General features: G+C 68.8%; 25 protein-coding genes. 16 read left to right on the forward strand and 9 right to left on the reverse strand.

Translation table 11 applies throughout. The annotated features are described in order from the left end of the window. Positions 1-354: 354 nt before the first annotated feature. The 7 genes from ACFXJL_RS20880 (at position 355) to ACFXJL_RS20910 (ending at position 6,657) form a co-directional block, all read left to right on the forward strand. Positions 355-1,182 carry a HipA family kinase gene (locus ACFXJL_RS20880; protein WP_358881955.1) on the forward strand — a complete coding sequence of 276 codons (828 nt, stop codon included), beginning with the start codon at positions 355-357 and terminating at the stop codon, positions 1,180-1,182. Continuing rightward, positions 1,179-1,571 carry a DUF3037 domain-containing protein gene (locus tag ACFXJL_RS20885; RefSeq protein ID WP_358881954.1) on the forward strand — a complete coding sequence of 131 codons (393 nt, stop codon included), beginning with the start codon at positions 1,179-1,181 and terminating at the stop codon, positions 1,569-1,571. Before ACFXJL_RS20880 ends, ACFXJL_RS20885 begins: the two co-directional genes overlap by 4 nt. A 233-nt stretch (positions 1,572-1,804) precedes the next feature. Next, entirely contained in the window at positions 1,805-2,566 is a 762-nt protein-coding gene (gene fabG / locus ACFXJL_RS20890; protein WP_384637154.1) for a 3-oxoacyl-ACP reductase FabG, read from the forward strand. A gap of 15 nt (positions 2,567-2,581) precedes the next feature. Further along, on the forward strand, positions 2,582-3,367 hold the full coding sequence (locus ACFXJL_RS20895; RefSeq protein WP_384694489.1) for an SDR family oxidoreductase: 786 nt from the start codon (positions 2,582-2,584) through the stop codon (positions 3,365-3,367). Between the two features lie 118 nt (positions 3,368-3,485). Continuing rightward, positions 3,486-5,063 (forward strand): ABC transporter substrate-binding protein, encoded by a 1,578-nt coding sequence (locus ACFXJL_RS20900; RefSeq protein WP_384694492.1) that lies wholly within the window; start codon positions 3,486-3,488, stop codon positions 5,061-5,063. Positions 5,064-5,296: 233 nt separating this feature from the next. After that, entirely contained in the window at positions 5,297-5,980 is a 684-nt protein-coding gene (locus ACFXJL_RS20905) for a uracil-DNA glycosylase (protein ID WP_329015479.1), read from the forward strand. Between the two features lie 212 nt (positions 5,981-6,192). Further along, positions 6,193-6,657, forward strand: a complete 465-nt coding sequence (locus ACFXJL_RS20910; RefSeq protein WP_384694766.1) for a hypothetical protein — start codon at positions 6,193-6,195, stop codon at positions 6,655-6,657. Positions 6,658-6,776: 119 nt separating this feature from the next. On the opposite strand, the gene ACFXJL_RS20915 is transcribed toward ACFXJL_RS20910, so the two are convergent. Together ACFXJL_RS20915 and ACFXJL_RS20920 are read right to left on the reverse strand one after the other, a co-directional pair. Next, on the reverse strand, positions 6,777-7,265 hold the full coding sequence (locus ACFXJL_RS20915) for a hypothetical protein (protein WP_384694495.1): 489 nt from the start codon (positions 7,263-7,265) through the stop codon (positions 6,777-6,779). Between the two features lie 227 nt (positions 7,266-7,492). Further along, positions 7,493-8,089 carry a TetR/AcrR family transcriptional regulator gene (locus ACFXJL_RS20920; protein ID WP_384694497.1) on the reverse strand — a complete coding sequence of 199 codons (597 nt, stop codon included), beginning with the start codon at positions 8,087-8,089 and terminating at the stop codon, positions 7,493-7,495. 80 nt (positions 8,090-8,169) lie between these two features. Here ACFXJL_RS20920 and ACFXJL_RS20925 point away from each other — a divergent pair, with 80 nt between their 5' ends. Continuing rightward, positions 8,170-9,381 (forward strand): FAD-dependent monooxygenase, encoded by a 1,212-nt coding sequence (locus ACFXJL_RS20925; protein WP_384694500.1) that lies wholly within the window; start codon positions 8,170-8,172, stop codon positions 9,379-9,381. A gap of 145 nt (positions 9,382-9,526) precedes the next feature. Beyond that, complete coding sequence (locus ACFXJL_RS20930; RefSeq protein WP_358881946.1) at positions 9,527-10,432, forward strand: Gfo/Idh/MocA family oxidoreductase; 906 nt, start codon at positions 9,527-9,529, stop codon at positions 10,430-10,432. On the opposite strand, the gene lnt is transcribed toward ACFXJL_RS20930, so the two are convergent. Next, positions 10,356-12,005, reverse strand: a complete 1,650-nt coding sequence (gene lnt / locus ACFXJL_RS20935; protein WP_384694503.1) for an apolipoprotein N-acyltransferase — start codon at positions 12,003-12,005, stop codon at positions 10,356-10,358. The two genes, ACFXJL_RS20930 and lnt, sit on opposite strands and share 77 nt — an antisense overlap. A 327-nt stretch (positions 12,006-12,332) precedes the next feature. Between lnt and ACFXJL_RS20940 the strand changes: the two genes are divergently transcribed. Continuing rightward, positions 12,333-12,479, forward strand: a complete 147-nt coding sequence (locus ACFXJL_RS20940; protein WP_358881944.1) for a hypothetical protein — start codon at positions 12,333-12,335, stop codon at positions 12,477-12,479. Between the two features lie 114 nt (positions 12,480-12,593). Here the strand turns inward: ACFXJL_RS20940 and ACFXJL_RS20945 are convergent, their stop codons facing one another. The 4 genes from ACFXJL_RS20945 to ACFXJL_RS20960 all read right to left on the reverse strand — a co-directional run bounded on the left by ACFXJL_RS20945 (position 12,594) and on the right by ACFXJL_RS20960 (position 14,813). After that, entirely contained in the window at positions 12,594-13,052 is a 459-nt protein-coding gene (locus ACFXJL_RS20945; protein WP_384637135.1) for a nuclear transport factor 2 family protein, read from the reverse strand. A 97-nt stretch (positions 13,053-13,149) separates the two neighbouring features. Continuing rightward, the gene (locus ACFXJL_RS20950; protein WP_384637131.1) at positions 13,150-14,313 is read right to left on the reverse strand and encodes a methyltransferase; all 1,164 of its coding nucleotides are present in this window, start codon (positions 14,311-14,313) and stop codon (positions 13,150-13,152) included. Positions 14,314-14,461: 148 nt separating this feature from the next. Beyond that, positions 14,462-14,635: a hypothetical protein gene (locus ACFXJL_RS20955; RefSeq protein ID WP_329015451.1), complete on the reverse strand. Its 174-nt coding sequence runs from the start codon at positions 14,633-14,635 to the stop codon at positions 14,462-14,464. A gap of 52 nt (positions 14,636-14,687) precedes the next feature. Then, entirely contained in the window at positions 14,688-14,813 is a 126-nt protein-coding gene (locus ACFXJL_RS20960) for a hypothetical protein (protein WP_358881940.1), read from the reverse strand. Positions 14,814-15,429: 616 nt separating this feature from the next. Between ACFXJL_RS20960 and ACFXJL_RS20965 the strand changes: the two genes are divergently transcribed. Continuing rightward, complete coding sequence (locus tag ACFXJL_RS20965) at positions 15,430-15,987, forward strand: DUF4352 domain-containing protein (RefSeq protein WP_384694507.1); 558 nt, start codon at positions 15,430-15,432, stop codon at positions 15,985-15,987. 134 nt (positions 15,988-16,121) lie between these two features. On the opposite strand, the gene ACFXJL_RS20970 is transcribed toward ACFXJL_RS20965, so the two are convergent. Together ACFXJL_RS20970 and ACFXJL_RS20975 are read right to left on the reverse strand one after the other, a co-directional pair. Next, entirely contained in the window at positions 16,122-17,009 is an 888-nt protein-coding gene (locus tag ACFXJL_RS20970; protein ID WP_384694510.1) for an undecaprenyl-diphosphate phosphatase, read from the reverse strand. A gap of 293 nt (positions 17,010-17,302) precedes the next feature. Further along, positions 17,303-18,007 carry a TVP38/TMEM64 family protein gene (locus tag ACFXJL_RS20975; protein ID WP_384694513.1) on the reverse strand — a complete coding sequence of 235 codons (705 nt, stop codon included), beginning with the start codon at positions 18,005-18,007 and terminating at the stop codon, positions 17,303-17,305. 49 nt (positions 18,008-18,056) lie between these two features. Between ACFXJL_RS20975 and ACFXJL_RS20980 the strand changes: the two genes are divergently transcribed. From ACFXJL_RS20980 to ACFXJL_RS21000, 5 genes are all read left to right on the forward strand, one after another. Next, on the forward strand, positions 18,057-18,770 hold the full coding sequence (locus ACFXJL_RS20980) for a DNA alkylation repair protein (protein WP_384637122.1): 714 nt from the start codon (positions 18,057-18,059) through the stop codon (positions 18,768-18,770). A 309-nt stretch (positions 18,771-19,079) separates the two neighbouring features. Continuing rightward, on the forward strand, positions 19,080-20,351 hold the full coding sequence (locus ACFXJL_RS20985; RefSeq protein WP_384694516.1) for a beta-ketoacyl-[acyl-carrier-protein] synthase family protein: 1,272 nt from the start codon (positions 19,080-19,082) through the stop codon (positions 20,349-20,351). Then, the gene (locus tag ACFXJL_RS20990; protein ID WP_384694519.1) at positions 20,348-21,565 is read left to right on the forward strand and encodes a ketosynthase chain-length factor; all 1,218 of its coding nucleotides are present in this window, start codon (positions 20,348-20,350) and stop codon (positions 21,563-21,565) included. Before ACFXJL_RS20985 ends, ACFXJL_RS20990 begins: the two co-directional genes overlap by 4 nt. After that, positions 21,562-21,855: an acyl carrier protein gene (locus ACFXJL_RS20995; protein WP_384694522.1), complete on the forward strand. Its 294-nt coding sequence runs from the start codon at positions 21,562-21,564 to the stop codon at positions 21,853-21,855. The genes ACFXJL_RS20990 and ACFXJL_RS20995 overlap by 4 nt, the downstream gene beginning before the upstream one ends. Positions 21,856-21,865: 10 nt before the next feature. Then, complete coding sequence (locus tag ACFXJL_RS21000) at positions 21,866-22,897, forward strand: ketoacyl-ACP synthase III family protein (protein ID WP_384694524.1); 1,032 nt, start codon at positions 21,866-21,868, stop codon at positions 22,895-22,897.

The raw sequence follows: 22,897 nt of genomic DNA on the forward strand, positions 1-22,897 counted from the left end.
GCCCGGGTGAAGTCGGTTCGCTGTCCCAACAGGCGGAATCCGACGGTCATCCCATGGTTCTCCGACGCACCCACGCTTCGCTCACGCTGGGGGCGGGGGAGTCCATGGTGACCCTGGCGCGGTGGCTCTGATACTCCTCGCCGACTGTCACGCTGAGCTACTACGCTCACTTCATGCCAGAAGCCGGGATGAAGGGCCGTACCGCCACCGACGAAATCCTGGGGAGCCGGGGGAGTGACGAGCCGGTGGAAACTCCCCGGATTCCCCCAGGCCGAACGTGGTCGATCCCCCGGTACACGCACACTTGGAGATGATCGTGGATTGCAGGGCTAGAGATTTGGGCGGCCTGGGAAAATGCTGAATGAGGTGACCGCGACCCGCTACGTCACGCCGTTGCGTGAGGGCGGCTCGCTCCCGGGCATCGTCGAAGCCGACGATCTGGGTACGTACGTGATGAAGTTCACCGGTGCCGGGCAGGGGCGCAAGACCCTGGTCGCCGAAGTTATCTGCGGGCAGATCGGTCGTGCCTTGGGGCTCAGGGTGCCCGATCTGGTGGCCATACACCTCGATCCGGTGATCGGGCTCGGCGAGCCCGATCAGGAGGTGCAGGAGTTGTTGAAGGCGAGCGGAGGGCTCAACCTCGGCATGGACTTCCTGCCGGGGACCATCGGCTTCGACCCGCTCGCCTATGAGGTGGATCCCACGGAGGCCGGCCGGGTCATCTGGTTCGACGCCCTCATCAACAACGTCGACCGCTCCTGGCGCAACCCCAACATGCTTGTCTGGCACGGAGACCTCTGGCTCATCGACCACGGGGCAACGATGATCTGGCACCACAACTGGCCGGGCGTCGCCTCCTGGGCCCAGAAGCCGTACGACGCCTCCGACCACGCGCTCGCCCGCTTCTCACCCGACATCATCACAGCGGCTGCCGAGCTCGCACCCCGGGTGACCGAGGAACTGATCACGGCGGCAGCGGCTGACGTACCCGATGCCTGGCTGGTGGACGAGCCGGGGTTCGACACCACCGACGAGCTTCGCAGGGCCTATGTGGACGCCCTGCTGCCCCGGGCGGCGACGATCCACGAGCGGATCACCCTGGGTGAGCCGTCCAAGGACCGCCCGTCCCGGGCACCCGGCTGGCTGACCGGCCGTACCGAGCAGAAGGGCGCACGGTCATGAGCGGGCGCGATGGCCGTGAGGTGTTCGAGTACGCCCTGTTGCGGGTGGTGCCACGGGTGGAGCGGGGCGAGTGCTTCAACGCGGGCGTGGTGGTCTACTGCCGGGCGCGGTCGTTCGTCTCGGCCCGTACCCATCTCGACGCGGCCAAGCTCCGGGCCCTGGACCCCACCGCCGATGTGACCGGCGTTCAGGCGGCCCTGCGCGCGGTCGAGTACGTCTGCTGCGGTGGGGAAGCCGCCGGGCAGGCAGCCGTCGACGACGCGGGTCGGCGCTTTCGGTGGTTGATCGCGCCGCGCTCGACTGTCGTCCAACCCGGGCCCGTGCACACCGGACTGACCGCCGATCCCGCGGCGGAGGTGGAACGACTGCTGGCGCTGCTCGTGCGCTGATGTCCTGCCCGGCGCGCCCACGGTGGCCGTTGACACCTGGTGTCAGGGCTTCTAGCGTCTCGTCCAGCCGGCGATACTAAGCGGTCGCTCACGCTCGGACGTCAAGACTCCCGGGCCGAGGCGCCGGTACGGGCCTCGCCGGCACCCGCTCCGAACGGGTGCCGGTGCATCACACACGATCACGGCCGCGGGCACCCGCCGAGCGGCGCAGCCAACGGCGAGGAGAGAGCAGCATGTCCACCACCGAGCAGCGGGTAGCCATTGTCACCGGGGCGGCCCGGGGCATCGGAGCCGCCACCGCCGTACGACTCGCCGCCGACGGCCGGGCCGTCGCGGTACTCGACCTGGACGAAGCGGCCTGCAAGGACACGGTGGACGCGATCACCGCGGCCGGGGGTCGGGCGCTCGCCGTCAGTTGCGACGTTTCCGACAGCGGCCGGGTGGACGCCGCGGTTGCCCGGGTCGCCGCGGAGTTGGGCGCACCGACCATCCTGGTGAACAACGCCGGAGTGCTGCGCGACAACCTGTTGTTCAAGATGACCGAGTCCGACTGGGACACGGTGGTGAACGTGCACCTCAAGGGCGCGTTCCTGATGGCCAAGGCATGCCAGAAGCACATGGTGGACGCCGGTTTCGGACGGATCGTCTCGCTCTCCTCGTCGTCAGCGCTCGGCAACCGCGGCCAGGCCAACTACTCCGCGGTCAAGGCAGGGCTCCAGGGTTTCACCAAGACCCTCGCCAAGGAGCTCGGCAAGTTCGGGATCACGGCCAACGCGGTCGCCCCCGGCTTCATCGCAACGGACATGACGGCGGCGACCGCGGCCCGCGTCGGGATGGGATTCGACGAGTTCCAGGCCGCCGCCGCCACCCAGATCCCGGTCCAACGGGTGGGGCGCCCCGAGGACGTGGCGGCAGCCATCGCGTACTTCGCCGGCGACGAGGCGGGATTCGTCTCCGGACAGGTGCTGTACGTGGCCGGCGGACCGCTCGACTGAGTACAGAGGACCGAGATGCACAGCGAGTCACACCGGACCGACAGCCGCCCGGCCGCCACGAGCGGTCGGACCGCCCTGATCACCGGGGGAAGCCGGGGCATCGGCCTGGGCATCGCCGAGGCGTTCGTCGCCCGCGGCGACCGGGTTTGCATCACCGGACGCAACGAGGACGCGCTACGGGAGGCGGTGGACCGGCTCGGCTCCGACCGTGCCATCGCGATCGCGGGCAAGGCCCATGACGAGGGCCATCAGGCGGCAGCGGTGCGGCACGTCATCGAAACCTTCGGGCGGATCGACTTCCTGGTGAACAACGCCGGTACCAATCCGGTCTATGGTCCACTCGCCGAACTCGATCTTTCCGTGGTGCGCAAGGTGTACGAGACGAATGTGATCTCCGCGCTCGGCTTCGCCCAACAGGCGTACCACGCATGGCAGAAGGAGAACGGCGGCGCGATCGTGAACATCGCATCCGTTGCCGGACTCGCTCCCTCCCCATTCCTCGGCGCCTATGGCATGAGCAAGGCGGCCATGGTCAATCTGACCCTTCAGTTGGCCCATGAGTTCGCCCCCGGGGTGCGGGTCAACGCGATTGCTCCCGCGGTGGTCAAGACCCAATTCGCGCGGGCGCTTTTCGAGGGCCGCGAGGAGGAGGCGGCTGCGGCCTACCCGCTGGGTCGGCTCGGGGTGCCCGCGGACATCGGTTCCGCGGCTGCTTTTCTCACCTCGGAGCAATCCGACTGGGTCACGGGACAGACATTGGTCGTCGACGGGGGTATCTTCCTCAAAGCAGGATTGCATTGAGCTGACTGCGCCTTTTGTTACGCGTTGAGTCAAGTGCCCTGCCCCTGCGCCCCCGGGTCGAACCAACAGGGCACTGCGGTATGGTCGGCCGACCCACGGCCGAACGAGGAGCGTGCACGTGTTCTACCGGACCTGTCTGCAGTCCACTGCAGCCCTAGCGTCCATATCCCTGCTCGCGGGGTGCGGCCTGTTCTCCGATGCCCAGGGCGGCGGCGACCACAAGATTACGGTCGGCACGACGAGCGAGCCCACGACCCTCGATCCGGCAGCCGCCTGGGACGGTTCATGGGAGTTGTATCGCAATGTCTATCAAACCCTGCTGAGTTTCCCGACCGGTAGCACGCTGCCGCAACCCGATGCGGCACAGCGTTGCGAGTTCACCGGCCCCAAGGTCTACGAATGCACGTTGAAGCCGGGACTCTTGTTCTCCAATGGAGAGAAGCTCAACGCGGAAGCGGTCAAGCACTCCATCACGCGCGTTCAACACATCTCTGCCACGAACGGTCCCAGTAAACTGCTGACCTCCCTCGGCAGTGTGCAGACCGACGGCGAACTCAAGGTCAAATTCTTCCTCAAGGCGTCCGACGCCACCTTCCCCTTCGTCCTCGCCACCCCGGCCACCTCCTTGGTCGCGCCGCAGGCGTACCCGGCCACCCAGTTGCGCACGGACGGCCGTGTGACGGGCTCGGGGCCCTACAAGCTGAGCTCCTACACCAAGGGCGAGAAGGCCGAACTCGTCAAGAACGGCAGCTACCGCGGGTTCGCCCGGTTGAAGAACGACGCCATCACGATCCGATACTTCCGCGACTCCGAGATCATGATCGGAGCGCTGAAGCGGAAGAAGATCGACGCCACCTTCCGGGGACTCTCCGCGACGGACGTGGCCGACCTCCAGCAGTCGAAGCTGCCGCAGAACAAGAATCTCCAGGTGATCGAGACGGTCGGCGCGGACATCCGCTACCTCGTCTTCAATCCCAGGGACCCCATGGCGGGCAAGACATCGGTACGCAGGGCGATCGCCCAGATCATCGACCGCGGGGCCCTCATCTCCAAGGTCTACAAGGGCACTGCCGAGCCCCTGTACTCGATGATTCCCCGAGGGATCACGGGCCACTCCACCCAGTTCTTCGACGTCTACGGCGAGCCCGACGTCAGCAAGGCCAAGAAGATTCTGGAGCGGGACGGAATCACCGAGCCGGTCGAGTTGACCCTCTGGTACACGACCGACCGCTACGGCGCCGGTACGGGCATTGAGTTCAACGCGATCAAGCAGCAGTTGGAAGCGTCGGGGCTGTTCAAGATCACCGTCAAGGGCAAGCCCGAGGCGGAGTTCCAGAAGGGCTACCAGAGCGGCACCTACCCGGTGTTCGGGCGCGGTTGGTTCCCCGACTTCCCGGACCCGGACAACTTCATCGCGCCGTTCGTGGGCGAACAGAACGTCCTGTCGACCCCCTACGTCAACGACGAGATCACCAAGGAGCTGCTGCCCCAGTCCCGCACCGAGACCGACCGCGGTGCCGTCGCCAAGTACTTCGAGGACATACAGAAGATCCTCGCCAAGGACGTGCGGCTGCTTCCGCTGTGGCAGGGCAAGGTCTACATCGCGGCCAACAAGGAGATCGGCGGCAGCGAGCGCGCGGTCGACCCGCAGGCGATCATGCAGATGTGGGAGCTCTACCGCAAGGCCAGTTGGTAGTACGGGCGCGAGGCCAGTTGGTAGTACGGGGCACAAGCTCCGCTCACGGGAGTGACGGCCGGGGGGTTCGCCGCGCCCGTGAGCGGTTCCTCGCCGAGCCCGTCCGCGGGCTACGGCGATCCGGGCATGCCCCACTCGTCGCGTTGGGGCAGATTTCCTCGGAGGCGCCCGTTGTCAGTGGCTCCCGGTAGGTTCTGTGGTCAGTAACTGATCACTCTCCGGAGGTTCTTGACGTGACCGACACCGACATGCTGCCCGAGTCCTGGCGCGGCGTCCTCGGCGACGAACTGGCCCAGCCGTACTTCAAGGAGCTGACCGAGTTCGTCGAGGAAGAGCGGGCGAAGGGTCCCGTCTACCCGCCGCGGGAGGAAGTCTTCGCAGCCCTCGACGCCACTCCCTACGACCAGGTCAAGGTCCTCATCCTGGGCCAGGACCCCTACCACGGTGAAGGCCAGGGGCACGGACTGTGCTTCTCGGTGCGTCCCGGTGTGAAGACGCCTCCCTCCCTCCGCAACATCTACAAGGAGATGCAGGCAGAGCTGGGCCTGCCCGTTCCGGACAACGGCTATCTGATGCCGTGGGCCCAGCAGGGCGTTCTGTTGCTGAACGCGGTGCTGACGGTCCGGGCGGGCGAGGCGAACTCCCACAAGGGGAAGGGATGGGAGAAGGTGACGGACGCGGTGATCCGCGCGGTCGCCTCGCGCCCCGATCCGGCCGTCTTCGTCCTCTGGGGCAACTACGCACAGAAGAAGCTCCCCCTGATCGACGAGTCCCGGCACGTCGTGGTCAAGGGCGCCCACCCTTCCCCGCTCTCCGCGAAGAAGTTCTTCGGTTCGCAGCCCTTCACCCAGATCAACGAGGCCGTCGCCGCACAGGGGCACGAGCCGATCGACTGGCGCATCCCGAACCTGGGCTGACCGCAGCCGTCGGCTCGGGGCCCGGTGCGGCAGCCGGCTGATGGAACGCGGACCCGTGACGAGCCTGTGCGGGTTTGCCCACGGGGGCGATTAACGTCGGCAGCGTGTGGTCGTGGGGCGGAGGAATCGGGTGGGAGCCCGAGGGAGACCGCCTCCGAGTACACGCTGCTGTGCGTTGTGTCCTGGTGTGAAGGATGTGGGAGGCCGCGGTGATCGAGCAGCAGGAAGCGGATCAGGACCCGGTACTGACCCGGATCGGGCAGGCGGTCATGTTGCTCCACGGAGGTGACCGGGAGGAGGCCCGCAATCGCTTCGGTGCGTTGTGGTCCGAGATCGGGGAGCGCGGCGAGGCACTGCACCGCTGCACCCTGGCCCACTACATGGCCGACACCCAGGACGACCCCGGTGACGAGTTGGCCTGGGACCTCCGGGCGCTGGCGGCGGCCGAAGGGGAAGTGCGCGGCGATCGACAGCAGTCGTTCCGGGCTTTGCGGGCCCTGTTCCCGTCACTACATCTCAACCTCGCATCCGACTATGTGAAGCTCCAGCACCTCGATGCCGCACGGGACCATCTCGATCGGGCGCGCGAGTCGGCGCGCCACCTCAAGGACGATGGCTATGGCCACCGCATGCGTACCGCCGTCGCACGCTTGGAGCGCTCGCTGCGCGAGGTCTGAGCGCTGTGCACGACGGCCCGGGCCCTCAGCCCCCGGTGGCGGGTGGCTCGTCCAGCCGGCTGTGCCACGGTCTCGCCGGGCCGCCTCCCCTGTGGTCAGGGCGGCCGGGGTGCTTGCCTTCATGACCTCGGCCAGCCATTGCGGTGCCACTCACGGCAGATCCGTCCGGCGCCGTCCGGGCCCAGACCGCCGTAGTGCTCACCCAGGGCACACACATCCCTGATGGTGGTGGGCAGTGCGGTCGGTGAGGGACGGACGGCCGGAGGAGCCGGGCGCGGGGTCTCGGTCGGCGGTGGAGCGGATGGGCGACTGCGTCGGGGCGGCGCGTCGTCGGCGTGGGGAGCAGAGCGCGGCGGGAGGGGGGTCTTCCGACGAGCGGCGGAGGGCAGCTCAACGGGGTCGGCAGGCACTCGCTCCAGCGCCTCGCGGGCCGGCCTCTGCACGATCTGCGGCGTCACCACGGGAGTGTGCCGTGCGGAGGGGAGCGGACGTACGGGCCGTGGCTCGGCCGGTACGGTCACGCAGCCGGAGAGGAGCAGGCCGCAGAGGACCAGGCCGGTCCGGGCCCGGGCCGCCATGGTCAGCCGGTTCTTGGCGAGAGTGGTCACCCGGCCAACTCTGTTGGCCAGAAGGTCCGTTCAGGGGTCGGATGCGCGGGAAATGGCCCGCACGGATGACAACGCTCGACCAGCCGTCGCCATCGTTCGGGGTGTGCATGGAGCGTCGTCCGTGCGCAGAGCGGGGTTCGTCGGGAGCGTCGACGCGGCCTCCCGGCCGTCGCCCTTCTGCATCCGCTGACGCATGGTGGACCGACGCCCTCACGGCTCCCACCGGGTCAAGGGCGGCCGAGCATCCCGTTCAACAGTTCCGTCAGTCCCTTCCGTACGGTCTCGTGGTCCGGGTGTGCGAGATGGTCAGCTCCGGCCGCACAGGTGAACAGGAGCCCTTCGCACCAGGCGATCAGGGATCGGGTGTGCCGTTCCGCATCTGCTGACCCGGCAGCCGTCAGCAGGGCTTGGAGCGGTCCTCGAAAGCTCCTGCCGGCCGTGTCGTAGGCCGTGCGCAGCTCCGGTCTGCGCGTGGCTTCCAGGGCGAGTTCGTACCGGGCGATCACCAGCGTGCGGTGTTCGTTCAGCGAGCGGTGCACGGCCAGGGCGAGGGCGTCCGCGAGGGCCGCGGTGCCGTCGGTCGGTCCGGGCATCTCGTCGATGCCGAGGATCGAGACCTCGCGGTGCATCAGCCGGGTGACCACGGCCTCCAGCAGCGTCTGTCGGGTGCGGAAGAGGTTCGACGTGGAGCCCTGGGGCAGTCCGGCCGCTTCGTCCACCGCGCGGTGGGTCAGCCCGCGCATCCCGCGCTCCGCCAGCACGTCAAGAGCGGTGTCGGTGATCAGGTCGGCTCGGGAGCCCTGTGGTGTGGTGCGTTCGGCCATGGCACCAACCTACCGCTGGGCAACTACGGGTGTAGTACGCTCCTGGGGTCACTACAGATGTAGTTACGCGAGGAGAAGGCATGTCCGGTTCGGCTCGACCCACTGCGCCCCGTGCCATCGTGATCGGCAGCGGCATCGGCGGTCTCACCGCCGCCGTGGCCCTGCACCAGCGGGGCTGGCGGACCACGGTCCTCGAACGAGCGCAGAGCCTGGAGCCCGTGGGCGCGGGAATCAGCCTCGCCCCCAATGGCCAACGGGCGCTCGACGTCATCGGGCTGGGCGACGGCATCCGTGAACTCGCCGCCTGGCAGGGCGGTGGGGGTCTGCGCAACCCCCGAGGCCGATGGCTCAACCGAGTGGACAGCGCTGCGTTCGCCGAACGCTTCGGCGGCCCCCTCGTGGTGATCCACCGCGCCACCCTGATCGACCTGATCGCATCCGGACTGCCCGCCGGGGTCGTACGGACCGCGAGCCCCGCCGAGCTGATCGATCCCGGCGTACCCGGTGGGGAGCCGGCCGTGGTCGCCGTCGGCGACGACCGAATCGAAGCCGAACTGGTCGTCGCCGCCGACGGCATCCACTCGTCCGCGCGCCAGACCCTGTTCCCGGCGCACCCGGCACCGGCCTACTCCGGCTTCACCACCTGGCGCATGCTCGTTCCGGCGCTCGAACAACCCCAGGAACCGCACGAGACCTGGGGCCCGGGGATGCTCTGGGGCACCCAGCCGCTCAAGGACGGCTCCCTCTACGCCTATGCGGCGGCCCTCGCACCGCGCGGAGAGCGCGCCGACGACGAACGCGCCGAACTGCTGCGCCGCTTCGGCGGTTGGCACGAGCCCGTGCCGCAGATCATCGACGCCACATCACCGGGCGGGGTACTGCGCAGCGACGTCCACCACCTCATCGACCCGCTGCCCACGTTCCACCGGGGCCGCACCGCACTGCTCGGGGACGCCGCCCACGCCATGACCCCGATGCTCGGCCAAGGCGGCAACCAGGCCGTCGAGGACGCCGTGGTCCTCGCCCATCATCTGGCCCCGAACGGGGACCTCGGCGCCTCGCTCGCCGCCTACAGTGCCGATCGCCAACCCCGCACCACCGCCATCGTGCGCAAAGCCTCCCGGGTCGCCAGGGCGCAATCGCTGTCCAGCGCCCCGGCGGTCACCGTGCGCGAAGCGCTGTTGGGTCTGGTCGCCCGACTCGGCCCTCGGGTCGCACTCCGGGCGGGCGACGGGATCCTCGACTGGCGGCCACCCCAGCGCACGTATGCTGACCAGGCATCGCACGGATGACGGACTCGGTGGTGAACCGTCATCCGGTGTGGATCGGTCCGCCCCGGCGAGCGCGGTACGGCGCTGGAGTCGACCCGCGGTCCGAAGCACCCATGACACGGGTGCCCAACGGGCGCGCACCAGGACAGGCCCTAGGGAGGAATCTGTGAAGATCGGTTGCATCGGCCTCGGAGACATCGCGCAGAAGGCGTATCTGCCCGTGTTCGGCGCACTGCCCGGGATCGAGCTGCACCTCCAGACACGTACTCCCGCCACCCTCGCCCGGACGGCCGAGGCGTACCGCATCCCGGCGGCGCAACAACACACCACCTTGGAATCCCTGCTCGCCCAGGACCTCGACGCCGCCTTCGTCCACGCCCCGACCGCCGTGCACGCGCAGATCGTCGACACCCTGATCGAGGCGGGTGTGCCCACGTTCGTCGACAAGCCGCTGGCCAATGAACTGGCCGAGGCGCGCCGACTGGTGGAACTCGCCGCAGCGCGCCGGGTCAGCCTCGCCGTCGGCTTCAACCGCCGCTTCGCACCCTCCTACGCCCAGTGCCTGGAACACCCCCGCGATCTGATCCTGCTCCAGAAGAACCGCATCGGGCTCGCCGAAGTCCCGCGCACCTTCGTCTACGACGACTTCATCCATGTCGTCGACACCCTGCGCTTCCTGGCCCCCGGGCCGATCGAGCACACGGACGTACGCGCTCGTCTGATCGGTGATCACCTCCACCACGTCGTGCTCCAGCTGTCCGGCGACGGCTTCACCGCGATCGGCACGATGAACCACCGCAGCGGCTCCACCGAGGAGATCCTGGAGATCGCGGGCCAGGACAGCAAGCGCGAAGTGCGCAACCTCGCCGAGGTCGTCGACCACAAGGGGCAGCCCAGCATTCGGCGCCGGGGCGACTGGGTGCCCGTCGCCAGGCAACGAGGCATCGAACAGTCGGTGCTCGTCTTCCTCGACGCGGTACGCGCCGGGACGGTCCTCAGCGCCCAGGACGCCTTGCAGACCCATGAGTTGTGTGAGCAGGTCGTACTGCGGGCGATGGAGCACGCCTCCTGATCCTGCGCGCCGCCTCCCCGGCGCCGAGTACGACCAGAACGGCTGCGGCGCCCTGGACGGCCCAGTCACCGAACCGGACGAATCCGGTCGTTCCTCGGGTCAGTGGCACCTCGTAGACGGCGGCGGCGCTCGTGCCGGTGGGCAGTTGACGCCCGATGCGGTCGCCCTCGGCGCCGTACACCGCGCTGACTCCGGTCAGCGTCGCATGCACCATCGGCCGACCGTTCTCGGCCGCGCGCAACGCCGCCAGTGATGCGTGCTGCTCGGGAGCCCAACTGCCCTGGAACGACGAGGTCGCCGACTGGGCGAGCAACAGTCGCGCACCGTCCCGGGTCAGCTGTCTGCTCATATCGGGGAACGCCGACTCGAAGCAGACGAGCGGCCCGATCCGGGTGCCGCCCTCGGCCGTGGTGACGGAGGTGTCCCCCCGCGCCACCTCCATCACCACCGTCCGGGTGCCCCGCACGCGATCCTCACCTGCGGCCCTGCCCACCGAGGTCGCCCACCCCAGCAGCTCCCGGGCCGGAACGTACTCCCCGAACGGAACCAGCCGCATCTTGTCGTAGCGGTCGCCGGTCGGTCCCGTCGGGCCCACCAGCACGGAACTCTTGTAGATGCCGGCCCCCTGTCCACCGTCGGTGCGGCGGGCATCCACATTGACCAGTACCTCGGCCCCGACAGCGCGGGAGAGCGCGGTCAGCCGGGCCGTGAGGTCGGGACGTTCACCAAGATCCGCACCCACACTGCTCTCGCCCCAGACGACCAGATCGAGCCGTTGGCCCACCAGTGCACGGGTCAGTTCCTCACCGCGTGCGAAGCGTTGCTCCGCACCCCGCTCGCCCGCCCCCTCGAACACCCCAGGCTGCACGATCGCCACCCGTATCCGCCCCGACTCCTCCGGGCGCGGGGCGGCGAATCCCATGGCCGTGATCACCAGTGCGCCGACGAGGGCGCTCGTGAGCACGGCGGTTCTGGCCGAGGGGACGGCGATCAGCAGAGCGATCGTCGTGTTCACCGCCACCACCAGCAGGGTGAGGAGCCACACCCCGCCGACCGATGCGATCACCAGGGCGGGGGCGACGTCGAACTGGCTCGCACCGAGCAGGCCCCAGGGGCCGCCGAGCCCTTCCCAGGACCGGACCAGTTCGATCATCAGCCATCCCGAAGGGACCACCACCAGGGCGGCGGCCGTTCCGCTCGGCGAGAGGCCACCGCGCAGCCGGGAGTGGACCAGCCAGCCCCAGGGCGCCCACAACAGTCCCAGCAGCGCACCGAGCACCACGATGAACACATGGAGGCTGGGCACCAGCCAGTGGTGGACGGCGATCACAAAGCCCATCCCGCCGAGCCAGCCCTCGATCGCCGCCTGCCGACCGGAGGGCGCAGACCGCAGCAACAGCAGCCACGGCACGAGCGCCACATACGCGAACCACCACCAGGCCGGCTCCGGAAAGGCGAGCGCAGGCAGTGCACCGACCAGGAGCGCCAGTCCCACCCGGTGGCGCACCGGGGCGAACCACCCGGAAGCCCTCCCACCGTGCCGCAGCTCTGGAAGGCGGGCCGCAATCCGCATGGCGCGCCTCCTCGTCCTGCTGCGAAGGGCCGTGAGCAGTCTCCCTTCCAGTCTGTGCGCCATCGGGAAGCGGATCAACACGGCATCCGGAGTCGGTATCTGCCCGCGTCCGACCGCCTTCAGTCCGTCGGGGACGGCGGCCGAGCGCGATCCGGCCCCAGCTGTCGCCGGCCCGAACCGGAGCCCCTCGACCGGGGCGGCCGAAAGTCGACCGCCATCCCGTACGTCCATGGCGAGGGCGGAGGGTGGGATCTAAGGTCCCCCTGAGCCGTCGATGCGACGGCGCCCGCCGCCGCATTGAGCGGCCCGTGCCCGGGGAGTGCGCCCATGAGCGTCCGCCGTCTGTCCCTCGCCCTGATCGCCCTTGTCGCCACCGCCTTCCTCATCGGTGCCGCCGCACAGCTCGCCAAGATGTCCCATGGCGGCCCTGCGCACTCCATCAGCGCCATGAACAAGGCGGAACTGGTCGGCTGACCTCGGGCCTTCGCATTTGCCGAGACCGATCGTGCTCGGTACGACCCGAACCCGGGCCGGCCGAGCACGGCGGGCGCCTCCGGCGGACACCGCCGTCCGTGGGCCCGGGGTCCCTCAGACTCCAGCGGGCGCCCCCGGACCGTTGCGCCACTTCTCCCGCATCACCACCCGGGTGAGTCGCCATCCGTCGTCGGTACGGAGGACACCGAAGGTGTAGCGGCCACCCGATCCATGGCCTTCTCCACCGTCCCCGCGCACCGGATGCAGATAGTCGGCCTGTACCTCGCCGTCGTCGCCGAAGTAGCCGCCGAGGTCCTGTAGCCGTAGGAGACGGTTGACGACGAGGTGCTGTCGTACGGGCAGGGACTCCAGGTTCCCGGCCATCCAGTCGGCGACCTCGGCCGCCGATCCCTCGATCCCACCGGCACTGCGGTAGTCGGCCCGCCCCCCGGGGGCGAACAGTTCTCGGAACGCGCTCCAGTCCGCATCGTCCACGGCCACCGCATAGCGAGTCACCAGCTCGTCGATGGCCAGCCGGTCCATTACCGTTGCGAGATCCACGCGCTGCGTCATCGGCTCAGTGTCGGGTAGTCGGGGCCAGACGCCAAGGGCCGTGCGGGTACGTCCTGCGCCGACGTCGGGAGACGGGGCCGCTCCCCGGCCTGCGGAGCTACTGCTTCACGGCCCTCAGGACCACGAACTTGGGGTCGCTCGCCATGACCTCGCAGTTGCCGAAGAGCCGCTTGAGCCGTACGTGATATCCGAGGTGTCGGTTGCCCACCACCCATAGTTCACCGCCCGTGCGCAACGCCCGCCGGGCATCGCCGAACATCCGACGGGCCGTGCCGTCCGACCTGGCCCGGTGGGAGTGGAAGGGCGGATTGTTCAGTACGAGGTCGACGCTCTCCGTGGCGAGCTGCGACAGGGCGTCGCCCACCAGGAACTCCGCGGTACTGCCGGTGGGCGCGTTCTCGCGGAAGGTGGCCTCGGCCGATGCCACCGCCGCGTACGACTCGTCGACGAAGGTCACCGACGCCTCGGGGTTCGCCAAGGCCACGGCGGTTCCGACGACCCCGTTGCCGCAGCCGAGGTCCACCACGTGCTCGGCTCCGCGGTGGCGGGGCAGATGGCGCAGGAAGAACCGCGTACCGATGTCGAGACGATCGGCGCAGAACACACCCGCGTGATTGGTCACGGTCCGTCCGGCGAGCACCCCGGTGTCGTCCGGCAGCGCATAGCGCAGCGGCCAGGGGTTGGCAGCGGGGCGCAGCTGCGGATCGGGCGTGCAGAAGATCAAGCGTGCCTTCTTGGCCGCGAGTGAGGTCTTCGTCGGACCGATGATCCGCTCGAACAGTCGCAGCGTCGAAGTGTGGATCTCGCTGACCATTCCCGTACCGATGACGACGGTCCCGGCGTGCACGGCGGGTGCCAACCGGTGCAACTGGTCCTCCAGCAGCGCCAGGCTCTTGGGAACCCGCACCAGCAGTACGTCGATGCGCTCCGGCACGGGGTCATGGGTGGCGAGCAGCCGTACCGCCGAGGACTCGATGCCGTTGCGGAGGAGATTGGCCAGCGTGGCCTGCCGGCCGAGGAAGGAATCGCTGATCTGCACCGGGGCGGTCGGGACGGGACCTGCGGCGAGGGCCACGGTCAGCGCACCCCAGCGATCGCCGACCACCACCAGCCGGGACGGTTCACGGGGGATTCCCTCGCCCTCCTGGAGGTGCCGCAGCAGATACTCGTCGGCGGCGTCCCAGGCTCGAAGGGTGTCGCGGGGGTCTTCGGGGAAACGGGCGAGTGAGACATCGCCCCATGACGTGGTCAGACGGTTCATCGTGCAGCCAGGCTAGCCCAGGGCGACACCGGCGGGCGCTTCACACGATCCGGGGGCGGCTCGGCGGGCGCCCCTGTGGTGAGGAGCCCGACGGGGGTCGGGCTCCCGACTCACTGTGCCGTAGGGATCGTGCGGTGGGCTGTGATGCTCAGGCCGCGTGCTCGACGCGCTCCAGCGCAGCAGCCGCCCACTTCAGTACCAGTGCCTCGTACTCCGGACGCCTGGCATCGGGCAGCTGCCCATCGGCCCACAGCTCGCGAATGCGCAAGTTGAGTTCGGCGGCGGACAAAGCAGTCTCTGGCTCGTGTGGAAGGGGGGACATGCGAACAGATTACGGCCTCCGTAGCGGAAGGACTCCCATGCTGCGGCTGCTTTCAGACGCCCGAATCGCCCGTATGTGGGCTCGGCACACCCCTCCCCACCAGGATGAACAGGGCGATTCCCAGAAACACATGGGAGATCATGAACGGCAGGAAGGTATTCGTAGTGACGAAGCTCATGAACCACACCATGTGGCCTTGATCACTGTGACCTGCGTCTTCTCCGTGATTCGGTGCTTTGCGTAAACGGGTGGTAAATGAGAGACGGGGTTTATCCAGCAGGGGGCGCATGCACCTTTTCCGGCGTTCGTGCAGCGATTTTATGAACGATGTTGCAGGGCTGTGGTCGAAGGCGTCTTCGTCATCGTCACCGCGACCTGTGGGTGTGCGCCGGGTCGAGTGCCCGCGCCGGGACTTGTGCGACGTATTCGTTGTTTCTTCAACCGGTGGTGCGTTTCTTCAAGCCGGTGGTGCTCTGTGAGCGGTGGGTGGGCCGACCGGTCGTCGAGGTGGTCTCCCGATCCGGGCCGTCCGACTCCACGTTCCAGCGGTGTCGCTGACGGTCCGTGCGCTCTCTCTCCCACGGTGGGTTGCGCCGCGGCGCGGCGGCCTGGCCCCACTCAGTATCAGTGAGGTAACGGACCTCCCGTGGTTCCTCCTGGTTGCCGCCCCCTCGGTACATTCCCCCAATCCACACCCATTGGGGGGCAGTTCACGTATGAGTCAGCAATACCCGCCCGGTCCGCACCAGCCCGGACAAGGCCACCCCGGATATCCGCCCCCAGCGAAGAAGCGCATGTCCACCGGGGCCATCGTCGCCATCGTCCTCAGCAGCGTCGTCGGTGGGATGCTCCTGCTCGGCATCCTCGGAGCCGCGCTCAGCGAAGACTCCCCGGCCACGAGCGGGAAGAAGGCGACCTCCACCGCCGAGGCGCCCGTACAGCCGTCGAAGAAGGCGCCGGCGGTAGCCGGCGAACCGAAAGAGGCCAAGCCCGAGAAGAAGTCGGAGAAGAAGGCAGCACCCGAGCCGGAGGTGAAGGTGGTGGCTCAGAAGGCGACCTTCACGCCGAGCATTCTGAACGACGGCGGGGCGTTCACCAGTGTGAAGGTGACCATCACGAACAACAGCGACAAGAAGATCAGTGTCAATCCGCTGTACTTCACGATCACCGACACCAACGGCACGAAGCACGAGTCCGAACTCGCCGAGGACGAACACCAGATCGACACCATGGATCTCGAACCCGGAGAGAACACCAGCGGAATCGTCACCGGTGAGGGCAAGTTCACCCCCAAGTACGTGACGTACATCGACGGAATGTTCGGCGACGGTGTGCGCGGCGATGTGAGCTGAATCCGGTCGGGTCGTCGAGGCGAACGTCCCTCGTCGAGACCGAGGACGGTTCCGTCTCACCCGCGAGACGCATGGTGTTCGAGCGGCCCGGGCGGTCTCCAGCGGTCTTTGGGGCGACTCGCCCGCGAGGGCTTCTAGCCGCCTGACTCGCCCGCATGTGGGCTCAGGGCACCCGTTCCCACCAGGATGAACAGGACGATTCCCAGGATCACGCGGTAGATCACGAACGGCATGAAGCTCTTGGTGCTGATGAACTTCATAAACCATGCGATCACCGCATAGCCCACGCCGAAGGCGATCACCGTGGCGAAGAGGGTGGGGCCCCAGGAGACATGGCCCTCGCCCGCGTCCTTGAGTTCATACGCGCCTGAGGCGAGTACGGCAGGAATGGCGAGCAGGAACGAGTAGCGGGCGGCGGCCTCGCGTGTGTATCCCATGAGGAGGCCGCCGCTGATCGTGGCGCCCGAGCGGGAGACTCCGGGGACCAGCGCCATCGCCTGGCAGAAGCCGTAGATCAGACCGTCCCTGACATTGAGTTCGCGCAGTGTCTTGCGCTGTTTGACGGCCCGGTGCCGGCCGCCGGACTCGTCGTGGGGGCGCTCGTCGCGAGCAGCGAGCCGATCGGCGACGCCGAGCACGAGCCCCATCACGATGAGCGTGGTGGCGATCAGCCGCAGATCGCGGAAAGGCCCCTCGATCTGATCCTTCAGGGTGATTCCGAGCACGCCGATCGGAATCGATCCGATGATCACCAGCCAGCCCATTTGAGCGTCGTGGTCGGTGCGCATTTCCTTGTTCCTCAGTGAGGAGAACCACGCCGTGACGATTCTGGCGATGTCGTCACGGAAATAGATCAGGACGGCTGTTTCGGTGCCGATCTGGGTGATCGCGGTGAAAGCGGCTCCCGGATCCTTCCAGCCGGCGAAAGCGGCCGTCAACCGCAAATGCGCGCTGGAGGAGATGGGGAGGAATTCGGTCAGGCCCTGGACAAGTCCGAGGATGAGGGATTCAAACCACGACATGGAAACTGAGCCACCCAAGAAAACGATCCCGATCATGCGTCGGACGGGGGAAGAGTAGCCCTCCGAGGCGAACGAGCAGTGACGTGAAGAGGAACGTTCGATGGGATCTCTTGTACGGGTGACCATCGGTCCGGGTGAGGCGTTGTGACAACCGGACGATTCGGTTCAGCAGCCAGCAGCCAGCAGCCAGCAGCCAGCAGCCAGCAGCCAGCAGCCAGCCGTGAGCCGTGAGCCGTGAGCCTGAGCGGAGGGCGGAGGGCGGAGGGCGGAGGGCAGAGAGCGGCCGATGGACGTTAGCCCTGGCGCAGACCGTGACGCTTGCGCCAGGCGACCGCTCCGGCGATCAGTCCCGTCACCACGATGAACCCCATCGCCACCAGGAAAGCCGGCGACGTCGGAGAGGAGGCCCGGCTGCCGGCGACCACGTAGGCCGCCGTGTTGGGGATGGACCCGAGGGCGGTGGCCAGCAGGAACGGGGTGTAACCCATCCGGGAGACGGCGGCGCAGTAGTTCGCCGCGGCGAACGGGATCCCCGGGAACAGCCGTATCGCCAGCATCGACCGGAAGCCGTGTCTGCTCAGCTGGGAGTCCGCGGCCTGGAGCACTCGCCCACGCAGCAGGGGGCGCAGGGCCTCCTGGCCCAGGAGCCGACCCAGGGTGAAGGCGATACCCGCCCCCAGAACGGTTCCCGCCAGCGCCGACACCAGACCCAACTGCGATCCGAACAGTGCGCCCGCCGCCAGATTGAGCAGCGGACGGGGCACGAAGGCCGCGGTGCACACCCCGTAGGCGACCGCGTACAGCAGCACGGCCGCCGCGCCGCCGAGCTGCGCGGGCCAGCCCTCGGACAACAGTCTCTGCGGTTCGTAGAGCACCACCAATGCGCCGGCCGAGGCCAGCATGATCAGCAGCAGCGACAGTCTCGACCACGGCGAGAAGAGCAGCCGCGCGCAGCGGATCGCAAGACCTGACGACGGGTGGGGGACTGGCTCGAACATCCGGGGAGACTAACCGACATCGTGATGAGATCGCCGTAACGTGTGCCTCATGACGCGTGGCCGACCCATCCCAGCCGTCCCCGGCAGCCCGCTCGCAGATGAGGTCCTGGAGCGAATCACCACCATCTACCCCCCGGCGGCGCAGCCCCAGCGGGCCGCGGAAGCCAGTGCCTATATGAAGGGCGTCGTTCCCTTCCTCGGGATCCGGACGCCTGCTCGCCGTGCGCTGTCCCGGCAGGTGCTGGAGGGGCTCGCCCCGCCCGACGAGCGCGACTGCACGGCGATCGCGATCCGGTGCTGGCGACTTCCCGAGCGCGAGTACCACTACTTCGCCGTCGACTATCTGCGCCGGTACGTGGGCCGCTGCTCCTCGGGATTCCTTCCGACCGCCCGTTGGCTGCTGACCACCGTCCCCTGGTGGGACACCGTCGATGCCCTCGCGGCCCACACCGTCGGACCCCTGGTCGCGGCCGACCCCGCCCTGAAGACGACCATGGACGGGTGGATCGAGGACGACGACCTCTGGGTGGCGCGCACGGCGCTCCTGCACCAACTGCGCTACAAGCAGGCCACCGACAGCGAGCGGCTCTTCCGGTACTGCCTCCGCCGTGCCGACCATCCGGACTTCTTCATCCGCAAGGCGATCGGCTGGAGCCTGCGGGAGTACGCCAAGACGGATCCCGAGGCGGTGCGCGCCTTCGTCGGGTCGGCACGGGACCGACTCTCCCCTCTGTCGGTGCGCGAAGCCCTCAAGAACCTCTGACCGAAGCCGACACCGGCGCCCCCGCCGACCCCTACACCGACAGCGCGGACGAGACCCCCGTCCGTGCCGGGCCGTGGCCCCGATGGTCACCTTCCCCTGCCCTGGCCGGGCACCGGGCAGCCGACGGGGTCAGCGGCGCTCCCACCAACCAGCCGGGATCGACTGACAATGCAGGGACCTGTGCTCTGGCCCGAGCGTTGCGAATCGTTTCCTCACCCCTGATCCAGTAGCCCTCGACGCCCCTGCGAGAGCGGCATCGCATCGTCGAACCGTTCATGTGCCGCTGGTGGTGAGAGTCTGGGGGTCCTCATGGGGGAACGTCGCGTCGCCATTACCGGAATCGGTGTGGTCGCACCGGGAGGAACCGGTGCCAAGGCGTTCTGGGAGCGCATCGTGTCCGGGGTGCCCGCCACCCGGGGCATCACGGCCTTCGACCCGGGGCCGTTCCGCTCACGGATCGCCGCCGAGTGCGACTTCGATCCGCACCAGGCCGGATTGACCGGTCCTGAGGCCGATCGGTTGGACCGCGCCGCGCAGATGCTGATGATCGCGACCCGGGAGGCGATGGCCGAGAGCGCCCTGCTGATCGACCCCGACGCGGCCCACCGGGTCGGGGTCACCATCGGCAATGCGGTCGGGCTGACACAGCAGTTGGAGCGTGAGTACCGTCGGCTGAGCGGCGACGGACGGAGCTGGGTCGTGGATCCCGCGCTGGCCTCACCCCATCTGTACGACTACTTCGTCCCGAGTTCGCTTTCGGCCGAGGTCGCCTGGGAGATCGGCGCCGAAGGCCCCAACTCCGTCGTCTCCGCCGGATGCACCTCCGGCGTCGACGCCATCGGATACGCCTGCGATCTGATCCGCGAGGGCGCGGCGGACGTCATGGTCGCGGGCGGCACCGACGCACCGATCGCGCCCATCACCGTCGCCTGCTTCGACGCGATCAAAGCGACCTCGCCCCGCAACGACGAACCCGACAGCGCCTCCCGCCCCTTCGACCGAACCCGCAACGGCTTCGTCCTCGGGGAAGGCGCGGCCGTCCTGGTCCTGGAGTCGCTGGAGCACGCGCGCCGCCGCGGAGCGCACATCTACGCGGAGGTCGCGGGATACGCATCCCACGGCAATGCCCACCACATGACGGGACTGCGCCCCGACGGGCTGGAGATGGCCGGCGCCATCGCCTCAGCCCTCCACCGCGCCCGCCTCGACCCCACGGCCGTCGACTACGTCAACGCCCATGGCACCGCCACCCAGCAGAACGACCGGCACGAGACCGCAGCGTTCAAACGGAGCCTCGGGGAGCACGCCCGCGCCGTGCCCATCAGCTCGATCAAGGCGGTCGTCGGGCACTCGCTCGGCGCGATCGGTGCCATCGAGGTGGCCGCCTGTGCGCTCGCCCTGGAGCACGGGGTGGTGCCGCCGACGGCGAACCTCCACCGCCCCGACCCCCAGCTCGATCTGGACTACGTACCGCTGACCGCCCGCGAACAGCAGTTGGGGACGGTGCTGACCGTCGCCAGCGGGTTCGGTGGATTCCAGAGCGCCATGGTGCTCACCGACGCCGACAGGAGGGCCGCGTGACCACGGCCGTAGTGACCGGTACGGGGGTCATCGCCCCCAACGGGTTGGGAACCGAGGCGTTCTGGGCGGCGACCCTGAACGGCCGGGACACCATCGAACCCATCGACGGATACGACAGCAGCGCCTTCGACTGCCGGCTCGCCGGGCAGGTCCGGGACTTCGACGCGGCCCGGCATCTGCCCAGCAGACTGATACCGCAGACCGATCGCATGACCCAGTTCGCGCTCGCTGCCGCCGACTGGGCGCTCACCGACAGCGCGATCGACACCGAGGGGATGTCCCGCCTCGACCTCGGTGTGGTCACCGCGGCCGGAGCGGGCGGCTTCGACTTCGGCCAGCGGGAGTTGCAGAACCTCTGGGGCGAGGGACCCGACCACGTCAGCGCCTATATGTCCTTCGCCTGGTTCTACGCGGTCAACACCGGCCAGATCTCCATCCGGCACGATCTACGCGGCCCGGCCGGAGTGCTCGTCGCCGAACAGGCCGGTGGCATCGATGCCATAGCGGGGGCGCGCCGGGCGATCCGCAACGGGTCCGCCATGATGCTCACCGGTGGCATGGAGTCCTCGCTCTGCCCCTACGGCATGGCCGCCCGCAACGCCGGCGGGCGGCTCTCCACCCGCAAGGACCCGGGCCGCGCCTACCTCCCCTTCGACCCGGACGCCAGCGGACAGGTACCGGGGGAAGGCGGGGCGATCCTCGTGCTGGAGGACGAGGACCGGGCGCGTGAGCGTGCTGCCGAGGTGTACGGCGAGATCGTGGGCTACGGCACCGCGTTCGACCCGCCGCCGAGCTCCGGACGACCCGACAACCTCGGCCGCGCGATCCACAACGCCCTGTCCGACGCGCAGCTCACCCCAGCGGACGTCGACGTCGTCTTCGCCGACGCCGACGGCTCTCCCGAGCGGGACCGCGCCGAGGTAAGCGCCCTGACCGCGGTGTTCGGCCCCGGGGGCGTACCGGTCACCGCGCCCAAGACCATGATCGGCCGGCTCTGTTCCGGCGGTGCCCCGCTCGATGTCGTCCTCGCACTGCTCGCGGTCCGCGACGGCGTCATCCCCCCGACCACCAAGGTCACCACCGACTACGACATCGACATCGTCCGGGACGAGCCCAGGCCCTTCACCGGGTCGACCGCCCTGGTACTGGCCCGTGGACACAACGGATTCAACAGCGCCCTGATCGTCCGAGGGCGACGAAAGGACTCCCCATGAGCGAGCTTCGTGAGCCGAGCGAGCTGACCCTGCCCGTGCTGACCGACATCATGCGCGAATGCGCAGGCGAGGACGAGGCCCTGACCGCCCACGAGGGGGACGTCGGGGAAGTGGAACTCGAATTCCTGGGCTACGACTCGCTGGCGCTGATGGAGGCGGCCAGCCGGGTCAAGCGGCAGTTCGGGGTCGAACTGTCCGACGACGGCCTCGCCCAGATCCGTACGCTCAACCAGTTCGTGACGGCCGTCAACGAGCGCCTGGCCTCCGCCGCGGCGGGGCGGGCCGGCTGACGGTACGGCGATGGACGAACTCTACATAGCGGCGACGGGCAGTTGGCTGCCCCCGCGCCTGCCGATCGAGGAGGCCGTGGCCGACGGCCGGTGCCCCGCCCCCCTCGCCCGGACCACCGGCATGGTGTCGGTGGCCGTGGCGGGGGAGGAGTCCGCGCCGGAGATGGCCGTACGCGCCGCGCGAAGCGCCCTGGACCGCTCCGGCACGGGCCCCGCCGACATCGACCTGGTGCTGCACGCCAGCTTCTTCTACCAAGGACACGACCTGTGGGCGCCGGCCTCCTATGTCCAGCGGGTCGCGGTCGGCAACCACTGCCCTGCCATGGAGGTCAAGCAGGTCTCCAACGGCGGCATGGCCGCACTCGAACTGGCCTCGGGCTATCTCGCCGCCGATCCCGCGCGCACGGCGGCGCTGATCACCACGGGCGACAAGTTCTGCCCGCCCGGGTTCGACCGCTGGCGCAGCGATCCGGGCACGGTCTACGCCGACGGGGGCACCGCGCTGGTGCTCTCCCGCCGGGACGGCTTCGCCCGGCTGCGCAGCCTGGTCACCGTCTCGGCACCCGAGTTGGAGGGCATGCACCGCGGCGACGACCCGTTCGGCCCAGTGCCCTTCAGCCATCGACCAGGGGTGGATCTCGACGCCTGCAAACGAGCCTTCCTCGCCGGGACGGGCTCCTCCTACGCGGTCGCCCGGGTGAGCTCCGCCCAGGACTCCGCCATCAAGGGAGCCCTGGCCGGTGCCGGGCTGGAACTCGGCGATGTCACCCGTGTCGCCCTGCCCCACCTCGGCCGACGACGCCTCCAGGCCGGCTACTTCGGGCGGTTCGACCTGGACCCCGAACGGACCACCTGGCCCTGGAGCCGAGAGGTCGGCCATCTCGGTGCGGGGGATCCGATCGCCGGGCTCGACCACCTCGTCACGAGCGGTGCCCTCGACGTCGGGGACACCTGTCTCCTCGTCAGCGTCGGGGCCGGATTCAGCTGGTCCTGCGCCGTGGTCGAAATACTGCGACGCCCCGAGTGGGCGGCTCGCGCATGA

It is taken from the genome of Streptomyces sp. NPDC059256, assembly GCF_042753785.1.
Lineage (GTDB): Bacteria > Actinomycetota > Actinomycetes > Streptomycetales > Streptomycetaceae > Streptomyces.